General features: G+C 68.5%; 19 protein-coding genes. 13 read left to right on the top strand and 6 right to left on the bottom strand.

Annotation, left to right across the window (positions count from 1 at the left end; translation table 11 throughout):
- Nucleotides 1–93 precede the first annotated feature (93 nt).
- On the bottom strand, nt 94–2,142 hold the full coding sequence (locus ACFVTM_RS01800) for an FAD/NAD(P)-binding protein (RefSeq protein ID WP_390201623.1): 2,049 nt from the start codon (nt 2,140–2,142) through the stop codon (nt 94–96).
- Nucleotides 2,143–2,386: 244 nt separating this feature from the next.
- Here ACFVTM_RS01800 and ACFVTM_RS01795 point away from each other — a divergent pair, with 244 nt between their 5' ends.
- From ACFVTM_RS01795 to ACFVTM_RS01765, 7 genes are read left to right on the top strand one after another with little or no spacing between them, the layout of a single operon-like run.
- The gene (locus tag ACFVTM_RS01795) at nt 2,387–3,490 is read left to right on the top strand and encodes an amino acid ABC transporter permease (protein WP_390201622.1); all 1,104 of its coding nucleotides are present in this window, start codon (nt 2,387–2,389) and stop codon (nt 3,488–3,490) included.
- Nucleotides 3,487–4,350, top strand: coding sequence for an amino acid ABC transporter ATP-binding protein (locus ACFVTM_RS01790; protein ID WP_390201621.1), 864 nt, complete (start codon nt 3,487–3,489; stop codon nt 4,348–4,350). The genes ACFVTM_RS01795 and ACFVTM_RS01790 overlap by 4 nt, the downstream gene beginning before the upstream one ends.
- Before the next feature lie 9 nt (nt 4,351–4,359).
- Complete coding sequence (locus tag ACFVTM_RS01785; RefSeq protein ID WP_390201620.1) at nt 4,360–5,403, top strand: ABC transporter substrate-binding protein; 1,044 nt, start codon at nt 4,360–4,362, stop codon at nt 5,401–5,403.
- Complete coding sequence (locus tag ACFVTM_RS01780) at nt 5,400–6,563, top strand: LLM class flavin-dependent oxidoreductase (RefSeq protein WP_390201619.1); 1,164 nt, start codon at nt 5,400–5,402, stop codon at nt 6,561–6,563. The genes ACFVTM_RS01785 and ACFVTM_RS01780 overlap by 4 nt, the downstream gene beginning before the upstream one ends.
- Nucleotides 6,547–7,476, top strand: a complete 930-nt coding sequence (locus ACFVTM_RS01775) for a DUF1684 domain-containing protein (RefSeq protein WP_390201618.1) — start codon at nt 6,547–6,549, stop codon at nt 7,474–7,476. The genes ACFVTM_RS01780 and ACFVTM_RS01775 overlap by 17 nt, the downstream gene beginning before the upstream one ends.
- A complete protein-coding gene (locus ACFVTM_RS01770) occupies nt 7,473–8,666 on the top strand; it encodes an LLM class flavin-dependent oxidoreductase (RefSeq protein WP_390201617.1) in 1,194 nt (397 codons plus the stop codon). The genes ACFVTM_RS01775 and ACFVTM_RS01770 overlap by 4 nt, the downstream gene beginning before the upstream one ends.
- 10 nt (nt 8,667–8,676) lie before the next feature.
- Nucleotides 8,677–10,110 (top strand): NtaA/DmoA family FMN-dependent monooxygenase, encoded by a 1,434-nt coding sequence (locus tag ACFVTM_RS01765; RefSeq protein ID WP_390201616.1) that lies wholly within the window; start codon nt 8,677–8,679, stop codon nt 10,108–10,110.
- Between the two features lie 134 nt (nt 10,111–10,244).
- Here the strand turns inward: ACFVTM_RS01765 and ACFVTM_RS01760 are convergent, their stop codons facing one another.
- The gene (locus tag ACFVTM_RS01760; RefSeq protein WP_390201615.1) at nt 10,245–11,228 is read right to left on the bottom strand and encodes an ABC transporter substrate-binding protein; all 984 of its coding nucleotides are present in this window, start codon (nt 11,226–11,228) and stop codon (nt 10,245–10,247) included.
- 281 nt (nt 11,229–11,509) lie between these two features.
- Here ACFVTM_RS01760 and ACFVTM_RS01755 point away from each other — a divergent pair, with 281 nt between their 5' ends.
- Complete coding sequence (locus tag ACFVTM_RS01755; protein WP_390201614.1) at nt 11,510–12,058, top strand: SRPBCC family protein; 549 nt, start codon at nt 11,510–11,512, stop codon at nt 12,056–12,058.
- Nucleotides 12,059–12,661, top strand: a complete 603-nt coding sequence (locus ACFVTM_RS01750) for a DUF6919 domain-containing protein (protein ID WP_390201613.1) — start codon at nt 12,059–12,061, stop codon at nt 12,659–12,661.
- A gap of 11 nt (nt 12,662–12,672) precedes the next feature.
- On the opposite strand, the gene ACFVTM_RS01745 is transcribed toward ACFVTM_RS01750, so the two are convergent.
- Nucleotides 12,673–13,002 carry an antibiotic biosynthesis monooxygenase family protein gene (locus tag ACFVTM_RS01745; RefSeq protein WP_390201612.1) on the bottom strand — a complete coding sequence of 110 codons (330 nt, stop codon included), beginning with the start codon at nt 13,000–13,002 and terminating at the stop codon, nt 12,673–12,675.
- A gap of 236 nt (nt 13,003–13,238) precedes the next feature.
- Between ACFVTM_RS01745 and ACFVTM_RS01740 the strand changes: the two genes are divergently transcribed.
- The 3 genes from ACFVTM_RS01740 (at nt 13,239) to ACFVTM_RS01730 (ending at nt 14,592) form a co-directional block, all read left to right on the top strand.
- Complete coding sequence (locus ACFVTM_RS01740; RefSeq protein ID WP_390201610.1) at nt 13,239–13,559, top strand: GYD domain-containing protein; 321 nt, start codon at nt 13,239–13,241, stop codon at nt 13,557–13,559.
- Nucleotides 13,560–13,709: 150 nt separating this feature from the next.
- Nucleotides 13,710–13,979, top strand: a complete 270-nt coding sequence (locus ACFVTM_RS01735) for a DUF4190 domain-containing protein (RefSeq protein ID WP_390201609.1) — start codon at nt 13,710–13,712, stop codon at nt 13,977–13,979.
- Between the two features lie 25 nt (nt 13,980–14,004).
- Nucleotides 14,005–14,592, top strand: a complete 588-nt coding sequence (locus ACFVTM_RS01730; protein WP_390201608.1) for a hypothetical protein — start codon at nt 14,005–14,007, stop codon at nt 14,590–14,592.
- A gap of 199 nt (nt 14,593–14,791) precedes the next feature.
- Here ACFVTM_RS01730 and ACFVTM_RS01725 read toward each other — a convergent pair whose 3' ends face one another.
- Nucleotides 14,792–14,929, bottom strand: coding sequence for a hypothetical protein (locus tag ACFVTM_RS01725; RefSeq protein WP_390201607.1), 138 nt, complete (start codon nt 14,927–14,929; stop codon nt 14,792–14,794).
- 45 nt (nt 14,930–14,974) lie between these two features.
- The gene (locus tag ACFVTM_RS01720) at nt 14,975–16,018 is read right to left on the bottom strand and encodes an NAD(P)-dependent alcohol dehydrogenase (protein WP_390201605.1); all 1,044 of its coding nucleotides are present in this window, start codon (nt 16,016–16,018) and stop codon (nt 14,975–14,977) included.
- A 145-nt stretch (nt 16,019–16,163) separates the two neighbouring features.
- Here ACFVTM_RS01720 and ACFVTM_RS01715 point away from each other — a divergent pair, with 145 nt between their 5' ends.
- Nucleotides 16,164–17,075: a helix-turn-helix transcriptional regulator gene (locus ACFVTM_RS01715; RefSeq protein WP_390201604.1), complete on the top strand. Its 912-nt coding sequence runs from the start codon at nt 16,164–16,166 to the stop codon at nt 17,073–17,075.
- A 141-nt stretch (nt 17,076–17,216) separates the two neighbouring features.
- On the opposite strand, the gene ACFVTM_RS01710 is transcribed toward ACFVTM_RS01715, so the two are convergent.
- On the bottom strand, nt 17,217–17,636 hold the full coding sequence (locus ACFVTM_RS01710) for an STAS/SEC14 domain-containing protein (RefSeq protein ID WP_390201603.1): 420 nt from the start codon (nt 17,634–17,636) through the stop codon (nt 17,217–17,219).
- Between the last annotated feature and the right edge of the window lie 290 nt (nt 17,637–17,926).

Here is a 17,926-nt window from a genome sequence, read left to right as displayed (position 1 = left end):
GCTGGGCGCCCTCGGGCTGGTTGCCCCCGTGCGGAACGCCCGGGGCGTCCGCCGGCCGGTTGTCCACGGGTGTGGCGTGTAGTGGTGACGGGGTCATGCCCGGTCCTTTCCGCTGGCGGCCGCCTGCGGAACCGCCGACTCGCTTGTCGCTCGATGGGTGATGTCTTCGCTGGTTGTGTCCTGGCCGTTGGCGTCCTGGCCGTTGGCGTCCTGGCCTTTGATGTTGCTGGCCAGCAGGGTCAGTATGCGCCGCGCCAGGGCGTCGTTTTCGCGGAACGGCGCGGCGTTGGTGCCGGGCCGGGCAAAGGCGCCGGCGCCCCAGCCGGAGGTGCCGGGCCCGACGCCGAACAGCCTCTCGTGCCGCTCCCCGACCGGGCTGACCAGCTCGTTGTGGGCGGACACCAGGAGCCTCCCGGTCGCGTGCGTACCGTCCGCGGTCAGGAGCTGCTGCTCGGTGCCGAGCCCGGAGGTGTGCAACTGGTGCAGCAGCGGGTTCGCGGAGCGGGCCACCGACGGCGCCGGGAGCCGGGCCTCGATCAGGGCGGTCGCTGACACGGTGATGCCGGACTGGGCCGAGCGGGCAACGAACCGGCCCGAGCACTCCGCGGCGTCGATCTCCAGCCCCGGGCCAATGAACTGCAGCAGCCCCGCCCGGTGGATCGCCAGCATCTCCCGCAGCCTGCGCGGGGGCGGCCCGGAATCGACGAAGCTAAAGAAGCCGTGCCACCAGCCCTGGACCTCGCGCTGGGACCGTGCGTTCAACCGTTCGGCCGGCACCAGCCGGCCAAGGTCCATGTAGGTCTTGAGCAGGGAAGTGAACAGCGCCAGGGTCTCCGAATGGTCCGGTCCGGTGCGCAGCTCGAGGTCGCGGCCGATGTACGCGGCTACCGCGTCCTGGATGTCCGCGTGGCCGGTGAAGGTGCGGCCGGCGAAGGGATGGTCCAGCCGCTCGAGGTCCAGGTGGAGCTCGGTATCCGGGACGGACTCGGTGACGAGCCGCCGGCGGTCCTGGCTGTACCAGTCCGCGGCGGAGAACCGTTCGGAGAATTCCTCCCAGCCGATCCGGACCCGGTCAGGGTAGCCGGTGAACAGCTCGCGGTAGTAGGCGTAGCCGGCATCCTTGGCGATCAGGGGCCACAGCTGGGCCCGGAAGTCCAGCTCCCCGGGCGCATCCAGCAGCCCGGCGAGGGCCTCTGCGGTGAAGAACGCCGGCTCCGCCGCAGCATCGCCGCGAAGCGCTGAGGTGATCTTGGAGTGGTAGGGCACGCCGCGCCGGGACCCGGCCCACAGCCTCGGCTCAGCGCCGGAGGGCAGGTAGCGCAGACCGCCGTCGGGCAGCTCCTCGAACCTGCCGCCGCGGCCTTCCATCAGGAGCACCAGCAGGTCCACGAAGGCCAGGCCCATGCCGGAGACAATCACGTCCTGGCCGGCGGCGAGCGGTGAGTAGTCGACGTCGGTGGTGTAGCTGGGCGCCGCGTGGAACGCGCCGTGCCGGGCGGCAAAAGCAGCCCACGCGGAAGACTCCCGGTCCGGCTGCGAATCCGTGTGCCCCAGGGCGGCGATCACGACGTCGGCGCGCAGCACCGCGCCACCGGCCAGGCGGACGCGGTAGCGTTCGGCGCCCTGCTGGCTGGCCGGCTCCGTTCCGCCCTGCACGGGTTCGACGGCGGTGGCCGTGTCCCGGTGCACCGTAACGCTGACAGCCGGCCCCAGTGCGGCGACAGAACGGCGGAAAAACCATTCCAGATAGACACTCTGCAGCTGCCGGGTGGGGAAGGTGCCGCCGGTGAGGGAGGCCAGCTGGCGACGGAGTTCGTGCGGCAGCTCCGGAACATCGGTGATGGTGCCGGCCAGGACCCCGGCGGCCCAATCCGCCAGGCCGGGGCCTTCGACGGCCGGTCCCTCGCACTGGACAGAGGCATCGGTGAACATCGTGACGTCCGCGGCAGCGGAGTTGAGCATCAGCCCGGGATGCTGCTCATAGCGCCAGATCCTGCCGGCGCCCGGGGTGTGCGGCTCCACGACGTGGATCTGGAGCGCGCCGGAGAGGAGCTCGGGCCGGTTGGCGGCGAGGCGTTCCAGCAACCCGGCCGTGCGGGGGCCGCCGCCGATGAGGACCACGGATGGTTCATTCACTGGCATGGCGGTCTCCTCGGCTCTGGTGCGGAGCCCTCATGCTAGGCACCGGAATCCGGGCCGGTCGAGGCGCGGGTCACGGCCGGTCACCGCACGTAACACGGCGTAAGTCGAGGCAAGAATTCGTCGTGTGACGCCGTGCGAACCTGCGTGAACGCATGCAACTTGCCGCCTTGCCGCGCGATTTCGGCGGCCCCTAGATTGGCAGCCAACCGTACCCCCACAGCAACTGGAAGAAGCGAGGTGGCGCATGAGTTCAACAGCAACCCCGGTGGCGCAGTCCACCCCCGGGCCGGCGTCCGCCGGCATCGAATCCGTCCCCGACACCACAACCGGCGCTGCCGGAAGACCTGGCGCCGCCGGAACCGCTGGCGCCGAAGTCCCGGAAACCGCCGTCTCCGGCTCGGCCGGACGCCAGGCCGCCACCGACTATGCCGACTACCGTCTTGTCCCGGCCCGCCACCCGTGGCGCTGGGTGGGCACCGCCGTCGTCGCTTTGGGCGTGGCCGGCATCGCCTGGTCCCTGGCCACGAACCCGCGCTGGGAGTGGGGCGTGGTGGCACAGTGGTTCACCGCGCAGTCGATCGTGAACGGCCTGCTGGAAACCCTCAAGCTGACGGCGATCTCCGGGGCGCTCGGCTTCATCCTGGGATTCGTCCTGGCCCTGATGCGGCTCTCCGCGTCCCCGCTGCTGGTCTCCGTCTCCTGGACCTTCTCCTGGATCTTCCGCTCCACGCCGCTGCTGGTGCAGATGCTGCTCTGGTACAACCTGGGCTACCTCTACGAGAAAATCAGCTTAGGCATCCCCTTCACGGACGTGCGCTTTTTCGAGGCCCAGACCACCACCCTGATCAGCCAGTTCGCCGCCGCAGTCCTCGGCCTGACCCTGAACCAGGCCGCCTACTCCGCCGAGATCATCCGCGGCGGCATCCTCTCCGTGGACCAGGGCCAGCTCGAGGCCGCAGCCGCCCTGGGCATTCCGGCCTGGCGGCGCTCCACCAGGATCGTGCTGCCGCAGGCCATGCGCGCCATCCTGCCCACCGCGTTCAACGAGGTGATCGGCCTGGTCAAGGGCACCTCGATCGTCTACGTCCTGGCCTACTCCGAGCTGTTCTACACCGTCCAGGTCATCTACAACCGGACCCAGCAGGTCCTGCCCCTGCTGCTCGTGGCCACCCTCTGGTACGTCGTCATCACCTCGGTCCTCAGCGTCTTCCAGTACTACATCGAGCGGCACTACTCCAAAGGCGCCGTCCGCACGCTGCCGCTGACCCCGCTGCAGAAGGTCCGCAAGTTCCTCGCCACGCATGCGCCCGCCACCCGGGACACCAACCAGGAAAGGGGCACCCGATGAGCACCGAAGTCCTCGCCGCCGCTGAATCTGCCGGCCCGGCCGGAACAACTGGGACCACCGAGGCCACCCGCGGCCTCGTCCAGATCACCAAGGTCCGCAAGTCCTTCGGCGCCACGGAAGTCCTCAAGGGCATCACGCTGACGGTCGAGCCCGGCGGCGTCGCCGTGATCGTCGGCCCGTCCGGGTCCGGCAAATCCACCCTCCTGCGCACCATCAACCACCTGGAAAAGGTCGACGCCGGGTTCATCGCGATCGACGGCACGCTCGTGGGCTACGAGGTCCGCGGCCACCGGCTCCACGAGCTGCGCGAAAAGGAGATCCTGAAGCAGCGCACCGAGATCGGCATGGTGTTCCAGAACTTCAACCTGTTCCCGCACCTGACCGCGCTGGAAAACGTCACCGAGGCTCCCGTCGTCGCGCCGCGGGCCGGAAAACCCCGGCTGACCAAGGCCGAGGCCCGCGAACGCGGGCTGGAACTGCTGGACCGGGTGGGTTTGAAGGGGCGGGCCGGCGCTTACCCGCGCCAGCTTTCCGGCGGCCAGCAGCAGCGCGTCGCGATCGCCCGCGCCCTTGCCCTGGACCCCAAGATCCTGCTCTTCGACGAGCCCACCTCGGCCCTGGACCCGGAGCTGGTCAACGAGGTCCTGGACGTCATCCGCGGGCTCGCCAAGTCCGGCACCACGCTGATCATCGTCACGCACGAGATGGGCTTCGCCCGCGACGTCGCCGACACCGTGGTGTTCATGGACCAGGGCCAGATCGTCGAGCAAGGCACACCCCATGAAATTTTCACCAACCCGCGCGAGGAGCGCACCCGGAGCTTCTTCTCCAAAGTGCTCGAACCCGCCTTCAACATCTAAGGAACACCCATGGCAATCCGCACCGACCACCGCTTCGCCCGCCCCGGTACTGGTCCCCGGCGGAAGCGTGCGGCGCTTCCCGCCGTCGTGCTGATCGGCACCCTTTCCGGCACGCTGGCGCTGAGCGCCTGCGCCGATCCCGGCGCTTCCGCGGCCGGTCCGCCGGCGACGACGGCGGCGCGCAACGGCGTCGTCTACAACACCTCGCCGGACCAGCAGCCGATCCGGGCGGAGAAGGACACGGCCCTGGCCGCCGAGGTGCCCGCACTGATCGGCAAGGACGGAAAGCTCACTGTCGCCACGACGGCGGGCGCGATTCCGCTGTCTTTCCACGCCACGGACGACAAGACCCCGATCGGCGTTGAGGTTGACCTGGCCCAGCTGGTGGCGGACAAGCTGGGCCTGGACCTGGATGTGCAGGTGACCTCGTGGGAGAACTGGCCGCTGAAGACCCAGTCCGGCGACTTCGAGGCCGTGTTCTCCAATGTGGGCATCAACGCGGCCCGGGTGAAGCTGTTCGATTTCTCCAGCTACCGCGCCGCGTACATGGGCTTCGAAGCCAAGAAGAGCTCCAGCTACAACATCAAGGGCTCCGATGACATCTCCGGCCTGAAGATCTCCGTGGGATCCGGCACCAACCAGGAGAAGATCCTGATCGCCTGGAACAAGGAGCTTGAGGCCAAGGGCAAGGCACCGGCGGCGCTGCAGTACTACTCCTCCGACGCGGACACCATCCTGGCCCTGTCCTCCGGGCGCACCGACCTGAACCTCGCGCCCTACCCGTCCGTCACGTACCGGGAAAACACCCGGGACGACCTCAAGGTGGTGGGCAAGGTCAACGCCGGCTGGCCGTCCGAGACCCTGGTCGCGGCCACCACGCTGAAGGGCAACGGTCTGGCCCCGGCCATCACGGACGCGCTGAACTCCGCCATCAAGGACGGCTCCTACGCCAAGGTCCTGGACCGCTGGGGACTCTCCGAGGAAGCGCTTCCGGAGTCGAAAACGGTCACCGAGGCCAACTTCGGGAACGGCCCCGCAGGGAAAACACCATGAGGTTCCAGGTCCTCGACATCATCCCGCACCTGAAGAACCCCGTCACCGGAGAAATTGTCTCCACCGCGGACAGGCTCAACCAGGTGGTGGAGACCGCGCGCCGGGCCGAAGCACTCGGCTACGACAGCTTCTCGGTGGGGGAACGCCACGCGGGCGAGTTCATCTCCTCCTCCCCCGCCACCGTGCTCGCCGCCATCGCCGCGGTCACCACCAAAATCCGGCTGCAAAGCGGCGTGACCGTGCTCTCCGTGCTGGATCCGGTGCGGGTCGCGGAAGACTACGCCACGATCGACCAGCTCAGCCGCGGCCGGCTGGAACTGGTGATCGGCAAGGGCAACGAGGTGCTGCAGTACCCGCTGTTCGGACTGGACCTGGCGGACCAGTGGGAGCTCCTCGCGGAAAAGTACGGGCTGCTGCGGCGGCTCTGGACCGAGGAGAACGTCACGTGGTCCGGGACGTTCCGCCCGGCGCTGACCGAGCCCACCACCACCACGCCGCGGCCATTCGCCGGCGCGCCCCGGGTATGGCACGGGTCCGCCACCAGCCTGACGTCGGCGGCCCTGGCGGCACAGTGGGGCGATCCCCTGTTCACCGCCAACGCCATCCAGCCGCGCGAGAACTACAAGGTGCTGATCGATCACTACCGCGAGGAATACGACCGGCACGGCCACGATCCCCGGCACCAGTACCTGGGCTCCGGATCGGGTGCGGGCGGGGTGTTCATCGCGGACACCACGCAGGAGGCCAAGGGGCAGTTCGGCCCGGTCTACGAGGCCCTCACCACCGGGCGGAATGTTCCGGGCAACAACTCCCCCTACCGGGACATCGACCACGCCGTCGCCGAAGGCCCCGCCCTGGTGGGCAGCCCGGAACAGGTGGTCGACAAGATCCTCAGCTACCACGCGCTCTACGGCCACGACCTGCAGTCCATCTCCCTGCCCACCACCCTGCCGTTCGGCCAGCAGCTGGACATCCTGGAGCGCTTCGCCCTCGAGGTCATTCCGGCCGTCCGCGCGGCGGCGCCCACCACCCTGTGGGCCGACGGCGACCCTTACGCCGGCCGCCCGGCGGGCGCTGGCACTGGCACTGGCGCCGGCACTGCAGGAACCACCGAACCCGAGCACAACAACCACAGGAGCTCCCATGTCTACACCCACTGACATCGACGGCCGCTCCCCTGGCGCGGGCACCCCGGAGAGCCGGAACCTTCCCGGCCCCGGTACCGATCGGGAGTACCAGGCCGATCGGGAATTCCAGGCCGCCTGGGCGGACTGGCACGCCGCGCACGAACGGCACCGCGCCGACCCCCACGGCTTCCTCGCCGTCACGCACCTGCACTGGCTGGACACCGCTCCCGCCCGCCTGGACGGCGCGCCGGGCACGTGGAGCGTTGAGGACGACGCGGTCCGCCTGGTTTTGGGCGCCGGCGAACGCGTCCTCCGCGACGGGCACGAACTGAACCCCGACGGGACCGGCGCCACCGTGGTCCTGGGCCCGATTCCCGAGCGCGAAGGCCTCAATCTGCGGGTGGAGGACGACGGCGCCGGCCACACCGTGATCGAGCTCGCCAAACGCGGCGGCCGCTACGTCGTGCGGCCCCGGCACCCCCTGAACCCGCTGCTCGCCCGCTACCGCGGCACCCCCGCCTACGCCCCCAGCACCGAATATGCCGTTTCTGGAATATTCGTTCCGTTCGCCGCACCGCGGCCCACCACCGTGGGCGCGGCGGTCGAAGGAATCCAGCACGTCTACGAGGCCCCGGGGGAAATCCGCTTCCGGCTGCGCGGTGAGGAGCTGAGCCTCACCGCCTTCAACGGCCACGCTCCGGGCACGCTGTCGGTGCTGTTCACGGACGCGACGTCGGGCAAAACCACCTATGCGGCCAACCGCTCGCTCACCGTGCAGGCGCCGGGCGCCGACGGCTCAGTCCGGCTCGACTTCAACCGGGCGGTGAACCTGCCGTGCGCCTACACGGACCTCGCCACCTGCCCGCTGCCGCCGGCCGAGAACCGCCTGCCCGTGGCCATCGAAGCCGGCGAGCAGATCCCCTACGAACGTCAGGACGCATCATGAGCACCCAGCCCGCCACGAACGAGCCCCGGGGTCGCGGCCTCCTGCTGCTGGAGCTGGACGGCGCCGGCAGCCACCCCGCCGCGTGGCGGTATTCCAGCACGGCACCCGCCGCCGTGCTGGCCCCGGAAAACCTCCGCGGCACGGTGCTCGCCGCCGAGTCCGCCGGGTTCCACGCGGCGACATTTTCGGACCCCGGCCTGCCGGACTCCTTGCAGGCGGGCCAGCAGGGCCAGGGTCCCGACACCGCCGCCCGGCTCAACGCCCTGCAGCGCGCTGCCTTCGCCGGCCCCGTGACGCGCTCCCTCGCCCTCATTCCCGAGGTGGACACCGTCTACACCGAGCCATTCCACGTCTCAACCCAGCTGGCCAGCCTGGACTATGTCTCTGGCGGACGGGCCGGCTGGCTGGTGGCCGCCTCTACAAGCGCAGCCGATGCCGCCGCCGTCGGACGGGACACCGTCCCCGGGGAGGGGCTTTCCCGCGAGGCCGCCGATTCGGTCGAGGTCGGCCGCAGGCTTTGGGACTCCTGGGAGGACGACGCCGTGATCCGCGACGTCGCCACCGGCCGCTACCTCGACGTCGACAAGCTGCACTACGCGGATTTTGAGGGGGAAAACTACTCCGTCAAGGGACCGTCGATTATTCCGCGGCCGCTCCAGGGCCAGCTCCCAGTGCTGGCCCCGGCCGGGCTCCTGGCCCCGGAGGCCGTCGCGGCCGGAGCGGCTGATGCGCTCCTCGTGTCGGCACCGACTCCCGAGCTCCTGGCCGCCGAGCTCGCGGAGGTACGGGCGGGACTAGCCGCCGGCGGAAGCGAGCCTGCGCTGATCGCCGAGCTCGACGTCGTGCTGGACGCCCGCGGACAGGCCGCCGCCGACAGGCTGGCCGGGCTGGACAGCCACACGGCCTGGCTGAGCCCGCGGGCGCGGTTCGTCGGAACGGCAGCCGAGCTGACCGAGCTGCTCACCGACGTGCTGGCCTGGGCCGACGGCGTCCGGCTGCACCCCGCCGTGCTGGACACGGACCTCGAGGAGCTCGCGCGGCGTGTGCTCCCTGAACTGCGCCGGCGCGGGCTGCTGGCACCGAACTCCCCCGACACCAGATTCCGCGAGCAGCTGGGGCTGACGCGGCCCGCCAGCCGCTACGGCACCGATGCGGCTGCCGCAACCGCGGCCGCCCGCGCGGAAAACTAAGGAACCCACCATGAGCCACAGCACCAACCCCGCCACCGAATTCGCTGCGTCCGAATTCATGCCGTCCGGCCAGCTCCAGCTGGGCGTCTTCTTCCAGGGCGTCAACTCCGGGACCGTCTGGAAGGCGGCCGAGTCCGGCTCCCAGACCGACTTCGAGTCGTTCCGGCGCATCGCCCAGACCGCCGAACGCGGCCTGTTCGCGGCGTTCTTCCTCGGCGAAGGCCTGCGGCTGCGCGAGCACCTCGGCCGTCCGCACGCCCTCGACGTCGCCGGCCGCCCCGACGCGCAGACCGCGCTGGCCGCCCTCGCCGCGGTGACCACCAACATCGGCCTGGTCGCAACCCAGAACACCACCTACAACGACCCCGCAGACCTGGCCCACCGTCTCTCCACCCTGGATCTGCTCTCCGGCGGCCGGGCGGCCTGGAACATCGTCACCACAGACAATGCCTGGACCGGCGCCAACTTCCGCCGCGGCGGCTACCTGGACCACGCGGACCGGTACACCCACGCCGAGGCCTTCGTGGAAACCGCCAGGCGGATCTGGGACGCGTGGGACGACGCCGCAATCGCCCCGTCAGCCTCCTCGGCACGCTGGTCGGCGGAGGGAGCGGTCCGCCGGGTGCGCCACACCGGCCAGCACTACACCGTGGATGTCACCCCGCGGCTGCCGCGCAGCGCCCAGTACCGGCCGGTGCTGTTCCAGGCCGGAGATTCGCCCGAGGGACGGAACTTCGCCGCCCGCCTGGCGGACGTCATCTTCTCCGCGCACCCCCAGCTCGACGACGCCCTGGAGTTCCGCCGCGACATCGTGGAGCGCACGCTCCGGGCCGGCCGGGGCGCCAACGATGTGAAGATCATGCCCGCCAGCGAGTTCATCCTCGCCGCCACGCCGCACGAGGCCCTCGAGAAGAAGGCCTGGGTCCGCAGCCTGCAGATCGGCCCGCAGCAGGCCATCGCGTACCTTGAGCAGTTCTGGGGACGGGAGCTGCAGGGCTACGATCCCGACGGCCCGCTGCCGGACATCGATCCCGTGGTGGAAGAGACCTCCGAAACCCGCGGCAGCGGCTTCCACGGCGCCAAGGCCCGACAGCTGGCCGACCAGTGGCGGGCCGAGGCCAAGGAGAAGGGACTGTCCATCCGGCAGTTCGTCTCGGCCAAGACCAGCCGGGGCGACTCCACCTTCACCGGCTCCTACACCGAGGTCGCGGACCGGCTGGCCGAGTATGCCCGGACCGGCGCCGTCGACGGCTTCAACATCTCGCCGTGGCTCATCCCGTCCGGACTCGATGACATCGTCAACCACCTCGTCCCCCAGCTGCAGGAGCGCGGCGTGTACCCCACGGAGTACGCCGGCAGCACGCTGCGGGAGAACCTGGGCCTGGCCACGCCGGTCCGCGCAGCCGCCGGCATCGACGCCAACCCCGTCACCGCACAGGCCTAATCAATCGTCATCGATTGCTCCGTAACTGCCGTTTTCGGGCCCCATAAGGGCGGTTACGGAGCAACCGTTGCACCCAACGGGCACAGAAAACCCCGCCGGACGTCCCGGCGGGGTTTTTCCCTGCTTAAGGCGGGCTACTTCTTCGGCAGGCCTGCCGGGTTCAGCTCCGACGTCGCCACGGCCTCCGCGGACAGCCCCCAGCGGTCCAGGATCTTGGCGTACGTGCCGTCCTGGATCAGGTGGTTCAGCCCGGCCTGGGCCGCGGCAGCCAAGCCGTTGCCCTTCTTGGTGGTGGCGGCGATGCTGGCCTTCAGCGGCCAGCCGCCGTCCACGAGGCCCACCAGCTTGGTCTTGGCGTCGGAGGCCGCCTTGTAGGCTGCCGTGGCGTTGGGGCCGAAGGTGAGGTCCGCCCGGCCGGACTGGATAGCCAGCTGGGAGGCGGAGTCGTCGTCGTAATACTGGAACTCCACGGGCTTGAGCCCGTTCTTCTTGTTCTCCTCATCCCAGCGCAGCAGGATCGCTTCCTGGTTGGTGCCGGAGCCAACGATCACGCGCTTGCCGGCGACGTCCGGTGCCGATTCGACCTTGCTGACGCTGCTGTCAGCCTTGGCGTAGAAGCCGAGCTTGTCCTCACGGTAGCTGGCGAAGTCGAACTTGAGCTTGCGCTCCTCCGTGACGGTGACATTGGACAGCACCGCCTCGTACTTGCCGGAATCGACGCCGAGCGGCCAGTCGGCCCACGCGGTGGGGACAATGTCCGCTTCCAGGCCCAGCGACTCGGCCAGTGCGACGGCGAGATCCACCTCGTTGCCGACCGGAGTCTTGTTGTCAGTGGCGTAAACGGCCAGCGGCGCGGCGAACGGACTCACCGCCACGGTCAGCTTCCCGTCCTTCTTGACGGCCTCCGGGACCAGCGCGGCGGCCGCGGCATCCTCCGTGGCCTTGATCCGGTCCTGCTGCGGCGAGAGGTTGAACTGCTTCACGCCGGAAGAGGACGACGGCGCCGCCGCAGCTCCGCCGGCAGCGGCGGCGCCGGGATCGGAGCAGGCCGCGAGGCCCAGGACAGTGGTGGCCGCCAACGCGACGGCGACGCCTGACTTGAATGAAAGACCGGACATGTATTCTCCTTGAAAGGGTGGTCATGGTGCTGATGCCAGCAACTATCCGGGGGGCCGGAAACCCGGTCAAAACGCCGTGAAACCGGGTGAAACCAAGGGATACAGACGGTAATACCCGTTCATCCGGCGTCCGCGGAGGCGGCCGGCGGCGGGCCAGTGTTACCGAAGATTGCCCTGCGTGACGCGGCGGGACGGAATTGTTCCGGCCGGGCCCCAACTGGCCTAGCCTGCTAAGAAGACCTGCACGGTGACAGCACGACAAAGGAGGGGTGAACTTGTCAGTGAGCACGCACCAGAGAACGCACCGGACCACGCACCGGCTCAGCATCAACGCCCCGGCGGACCTTGTCTTCAGCATGCTGCGCGATGCCTCACACTGGCCGTACCTCGACGGACTGACGGTCTACTCCGAGCGTGTCAGCGGCGACGACGTGGCCCACGAGCTCCGCACCTCGGTGGTTTCCAACGGCTCACTCAGTTCAAGCCACAGCTGGCGCGTCTTCGATGCCGCCAGCCACCGTGCCGAGTTCCACCAGCTGGAACTCGACACCCCGCTCCGGGAACTCGCCGGCGACTGGGAAATCCGGCCGGCGGACGGGCTCTCCGAAGTCACGCTGCACCATGAGTTCGAGGTCGACGACGAAGACCTCGCCGGGCGGGTCATCGCGATCATCGAGGACTACAGCCGGCGTGAACTGGAGGCGCTCCGGGTCAGCTGCGAACGGCTGTCCCTGCTCCTGCAGCACCACGCCCCGCAGACGCAGCCCACGCCGCCCCATTCCACGGCGGAGCCCACACCCCAGCCGCCGCCCACCGCAAAGGAGGCCTGAATGTCAGAGGACAGGTTCACGACCGAACGGGACAGCTTCGGCCGGCTTCTCGCGGACCGCGAAGTCTGGCGGCAGGCCACCACCATCCCGGCGGCCGGCGAACTGACCGCCCGCTGGCTGGAGGGCAACAGCGAATACCAGCCGGGAGTATTCTCGCCCGGGTTCGACGACGAAACCACGGCCATCGCCGGAGAGCTCGCCCGGCTCAACCGCAACGGGCTCTTCACCAAGGAATCGCAGCCGGGCGTCCGGGCCGGGGGCCTCGCGCAGCGCGCCTACGTGACGGCCTTCTGCAGCCCGGAGACGGCGTCGGCGCTCCTGGCGCTGTCCACGCGGACCGGGCTGGTGACGGTCGCCCATGCCCCTGGCGAGGCGAGCAGCGCCTCCATCCCGGTGACCGTGCAGGATGACGCCGTCGTCACCGTCCTTGGAAGCAGCGAGGGGCCGGATGGCGAAGACCAGCTCCGGGACTGGGCGGCGGAGTCCAATGAGACCTTGGCCCTGGTCCTGGCGGATGCGTGGTACGTGGAAATCTTCGATCCCATCTGGGGTCGGAACGATGTCTTGCTGACTGACGTATTTGAGGCGCTGGAGGCTGGCTAGCCTGCCTGAATTCACATGTCGGTTGCATCCCAGCCGATACTGGCTGCCTCATCCAGGGTGCGGGACTCGAAATGCTCCAGCATGTCTTTCATCGCCTCGAGGCCCTGCTTGAAAAGTGCAGAATCCCGCCACTGCTCAATCTGTTCCAGGGAATCCCACGGTCCGGTGCTGATGAACCGGTTCTTGACGTCGCGGTCGTGCATCAGCACGCCTTTCGCGTTGGGAAAATCCTCCTTCGTTTTCCTGGCCAGATCCCGCCAAGCCTGCACAAAATCGTTCTCGCGACCGGGATGCACCAGCCAGATTCCGAGCGTATAAACAGACACGTCGATCGCCTCCATTGTCCGTACTGGGTTGATAACGCGATTATGTTCCTGTCCCCCGGGCGGCGGTAGGGCCGGATTGCCCGCAGCGCGGTTTGGGGCCTGCAAAATGAACCGTTGTCCGAGTTGCGGTGGAAGGCCTAGCATGTGGGCAGAGCCCCACTCTGGGGACCAGCCCCGGACCTTCCATCGTCGGGAGCGGTCACACATTCGAGAGGCCGATGTCCTGGGCGTCACAGGATAGGAAAAAGACCATGAGCAAATATCTGTTCGAAGCGAATTACGTTGGTGACGGTATCAAGGGCCTCATGCGGGAGGGCGGCACCAAGCGGCGTGATGCGGTTGTCGAAGCCCTCAAATCGGTGGGTGGCTCACTGGACAGCTTCTACTACGCCTTCGGCGAGACCGACGTCGTGGGGGTCTTCGAAATCCCCGATCAGGCCAACGCGGTCGCCCTGTCGCTGATGATCAACTCCACCGGGGCGGTGGACCTGCACCTCAAGCCGCTCATGACGCCGGAGGATCTCGACGAGGCAATCACAAAGACGCCGTCGTACCGGGCGCCAGGGCAGTAATTCCCCGCCCCAATCACCCGAACACACGATCTCACCCCACCAACACCGGCAGGGCCGCGTGTTCATGGTTCTGCGCCCACCGTGAGCCGCAGGGCTAGACTCGGTCCAGCTACGTGAATTGGGGGACTCATGGGATTGTCTGGGCTACAAATGCGTCAGGGCACGCGCTATAACCGTCTGGCCATTGCCTCGCTCGCATTGGCCACACTGGCCGTGATCGGGACCGTCGTCGCGGGCGTGGCGGTTCTCGCCGTCTTCGCCGTCGGCGCCGGCCATGCATCGCTCAACCAGATCAGGATGCGCGCCGAGCGGGGACGCGGGCTGGCGCTCACCGCCCTCGCGACCGGTTACGGCGTCGCCGCCCTGGTGCTCGTGTCCACGATCTACTTCGCCACAGCCTTCTCCTTTCAGCGGCATTAGCCGCGGTTGCCAGTAGGCTCGGGGCATGTCACTGGGGAAGTTGCAGCAAACGTCATTCGGCGGGGCACCCGGCCGGGGAAGGCACTGGCTGCGCGGCGCGGCGCTGCTGTTGGCAGTGGCCGCCACGGCTGCAGGCCTGGCCGGGTGTGAATATCCTGACGACGTGACTGAGCCGACGGCGGCCCCCAGCAGGACCGGCCGGGGCGCACCTCCGCCTCCGCCCACGGCGGACCCCGAAGCGGCCGCCGCTGAACAGCGCAACCTCAATGACCTCGGCGCAATCCTGGGCGCCCGGCCGGAGGGGATCGTCCTGGAAGGCGCCGGCGGTCTCGGCGGCGCCGGGGTGCGCAAATCGGTTCAAGCCCTGGCGAAAGGGACCTACACGGTGACCGCCGCCTGCATCGGGGCGCCCAAAGGCTTCATAGTGATCTCCCAGGACGGCCTCCGGGACGGAGGGAAACTCGAACTGGCCCTCGACTGCGGAAAGGCCACGCAAGCACAGGTGGACCTCGCGGCTGGTCCGGTCCAGGCCCAGACCGTACGCCGCAGGACCGGGCCAGGGACCGGCGCAGTCGCGGGATTCTGGATGGTTCCGGCCGCTACGGGGTCGTAGCCGGGCACTGCTGCAAGGCAAGCGGCTGCAGGGCGATGGGCCTCAAGGCAGTGAGTCTGACGGTGGCCGCCGGGCAAACAGCAACCGCGCCAAAACCCCGCCGTCGGTGCGGACCCGGCCCTTCAAGGTAGGCTCCACACCGGCGGCGGGGTTTTAGCGCGGCTGTGCTATTTGCGGCGTTGGTGTTGCAGCGGTTGCGCTACTGAGCGGAATTGTATTCCGCGTCGGTGACGAGCTCGCCCCACTCGGACTCGGCGCCGTCGGCAGGGGCTTCCCACATCGCAGGGTGGGTCATGAAATGCTCCGGCGCGGCGCCGTGCCAGTGCCATGCCCTCACTGGGTTTTTTCTTGGTGTTGATTTCGCCTGGCGCGACCGGAGGCCCTAGTTCAGGGTCGCGGTGTCGATCACGAAGCGGTAGCGGACGTCGGAGGCCAGGACGCGCTCGTAGGCGTCGTTGATTTTCGCGGCCGGGATGACCTCAATCTCGGCGCCCAAACCGTGCTCGGCGCAGAAGTTGAGCATTTCCTGGGTTTCGCGAATGCCGCCGATGGCCGAGCCGGCGAAGGAACGGCGGCCCATGATCAGGGAGAACACGTTCACCGGTAGCGGTTCCGCGGGTGCGCCGACGTTGACCAGTGCGCCGTCGAGCGAGAGCAGCTGCAGGTAGGCGCTGATATCGATCGGGGCGCTGACCGTGTTGATGATCAGGTCAAAGCTGCCGGCGAGTTCCGTGAAGGTGTTTTCATCGCTTGTGGCGTAGTAGCGGTCCGCGCCCAGGCGCAGCCCGTCTTCCTGCTTCTTCAGCGACTGGGACAGGACGGTGACGTCGGCGCCCATGGCGTGGGCGATCTTGACGGCCATGTGGCCCAGGCCGCCCAGGCCCACGACTGCGACCTTCTTGCCGGGGCCCGCGCCCCAGTGGTTCAGCGGCGAGTAGGTGGTGATGCCGGCGCACAGCAGCGGCGCGGCGACGTCGAGCTCGATGCCCTCGGGGATGGTGACCACGAAGTCTTCGGCCACCACCACGTGCGTGGAGTAGCCGCCCTGGGTGATGGTGCCGTCACGGTCGACGGCGCCGTATGTGCCAGTGTTTCCGGCCAGGCAGTACTGTTCCTCGCCGGCCCGGCAGTTGACGCATTCGCCGCAGGAGTTGACCATGCAGCCGACGCCGACCCGGTCGCCGACGGTGTGCTTGGTCACGGCAGAGCCGGTCTCGGTGACGATCCCGGCGATCTCGTGGCCGGGGACCAGCGGGTAGGACTGCGGGCACCAGTCGCCGCGGACTGTGTGGATGTCCGAATGGCAGATCCCGGCGTACTTGATCTCGATCAGGACATCGTGCGGGCCCACGTCACGGCGCTCGATGGTGGTAAGGGCGAGCGGCTCGGTCGCGGAAGGTGATGCGTAAGCGTTGACGGTAAGCAATGAATCTCCTGCTTGTCGATCGTTGGGGGGTTGTTCAACGGAACACCATCCATCAAACCCGTCGCCGCACTACAGAGGGAGTCCCTGCTGATAGGGGTACTGGCAGGGTCTCCCTCAGGGGGCGGCAAGGCCTAACGTTGATGGCATGGACAATCGAGACGCGACCCGCGAATTCCTTGCCTCGCGCCGGGCCAAGATCACCCCTGAGCAGTCCGGGCTGCCGGTCTACGGCACCAAGCGCCGGGTGCCCGGGCTGCGCCGCGGGGAAGTCGCGATGCTGGCCGGTGTCAGCGTCGAGTATTACACCCGGCTGGAACGGGGAAACCTGTCGGGGGTTTCGGAGAGCGTGCTGGATGCGGTGGCCAAGGCCCTGCAGCTCGACGACGCCGAGCGGGCCCACCTTTTCGATCTGGCCCGGGCAGCTGCCCCGGGAAGCCGGACCCGCCGTCGTTCCCGTCCCGCAGAGTCCGTTCGACGCAGCGTGCAGCTGACGCTGAACGCAATCACCAGCGCGCCTGCCTTTGTTCGCAACGGGCGCATGGACATCATCGCGGCGAACCCGCTGGGCTATGCCCTGTACTCGGACATGTACGCGGGTCCGGCCCGCCCGGCGAACCATGCCCGGTTCATCTTCCTGGACGACCGCTCGCGCAGCTTCTACCCGGACTGGGAGCGTGCGGCTAACGACACCGTCGCGATCCTTCGCACCGAGGCCGGCCGGGACCCCTATGACCGCGGGCTGACCGACCTGGTAGGCGAACTCTCGACCCGGAGCGAGCAATTCCGCACCCTGTGGGCCGCGCACAACGTGCGCCAGCACTACACGGGGCTCAAGCACTTCCGCCACCAGGTGGTCGGGGAACTCCACCTGATGTACGAGGCGCTGGACGTCTCGGCCGACGCCGGACTGTCCATGCTGGTCTACACCGCCGAGCCCGGCTCCGCGACGGAGGACGCCCTGCACCTCCTGGCCGGCTGGGCTGCCACCAACCGGCAGGTCAAGGAGGCCGAGGCGGGTACCCCGGTCACGGCGGTTACCGCGGCGGAGAAGGCTTAACCGCCCCGAGCCGGCCGGAACGCTCGCGCCAGGGGCCTCTCACGCTGAGGCCGCTCAGGCCAGGGCCTAACGGCGAGGGCCTCTCACGCCAGGGCCGACATGCGAGGGCCTCTCACGCAAGGGCGGACATGCGAGGGCCTCTCACGCCAGGGCCGACATGCCGTCCGCGTAGCCGCCGGACTGGCCGCGGCCGGAGATGAAGTTGTGCAGCCAGGCCATGGCGTCGTCCCTGGACGTGAAGAACTCGTGGGGATACTTGGTGTGCCGGCTCATGGCCGCGGCAATGACCCGATCCACGGTGCTGGATCCAAGCACGGCAATGGCCAGCACCCCTGTAGTCTGTGCAAACTCGTACCTGGCGGCCGCGCTGATTTCCACATCCGTCATTTCGGAGAGCATGGGCATCGGGATCCCGCGGCTGATCTGCGCCACGGCCCGCATGGCGTCTTTGGCGTCGTTGACATCAACAAAGGAGCCCGGCTGCCAGACCGATGTAATGATGCCCGCGCCGACGCTGAGCACGTTCTTCCCGTCGGCTGCGGTTATGGGTCCTGGCATCATTGTGACCATTGTAGGGCCGGCCCTGGTGGGCGCGGTCTTTGCAGCCGGGGCGCGCGTGGCGAGTCAACTGGACATGTCCCTTCAAGAACGGACTCGAACGGACATGTCCCCTTCAAGGACTGGGCTCGAGTGGACATGTCCCCCGGCATGGCCCAGGAACGGACATAGTGGGACTATGTCCATCCCCGGGCGCCAGAGGAGGGCATGTCCCGAGGCAACGTGCGGGTCGACTGGACATGTCCCTTCAGGAGCGCACTCAAGTGGACATGTCCCCCTCAAGGAGCGGACTC

This window comes from Arthrobacter sp. NPDC058130, assembly GCF_042884475.1.
GTDB lineage: Bacteria > Actinomycetota > Actinomycetes > Actinomycetales > Micrococcaceae > Arthrobacter.
Note: the sequence above shows the minus strand (reverse complement) of the source record. Positions and strands in the feature narration are given on the sequence as shown.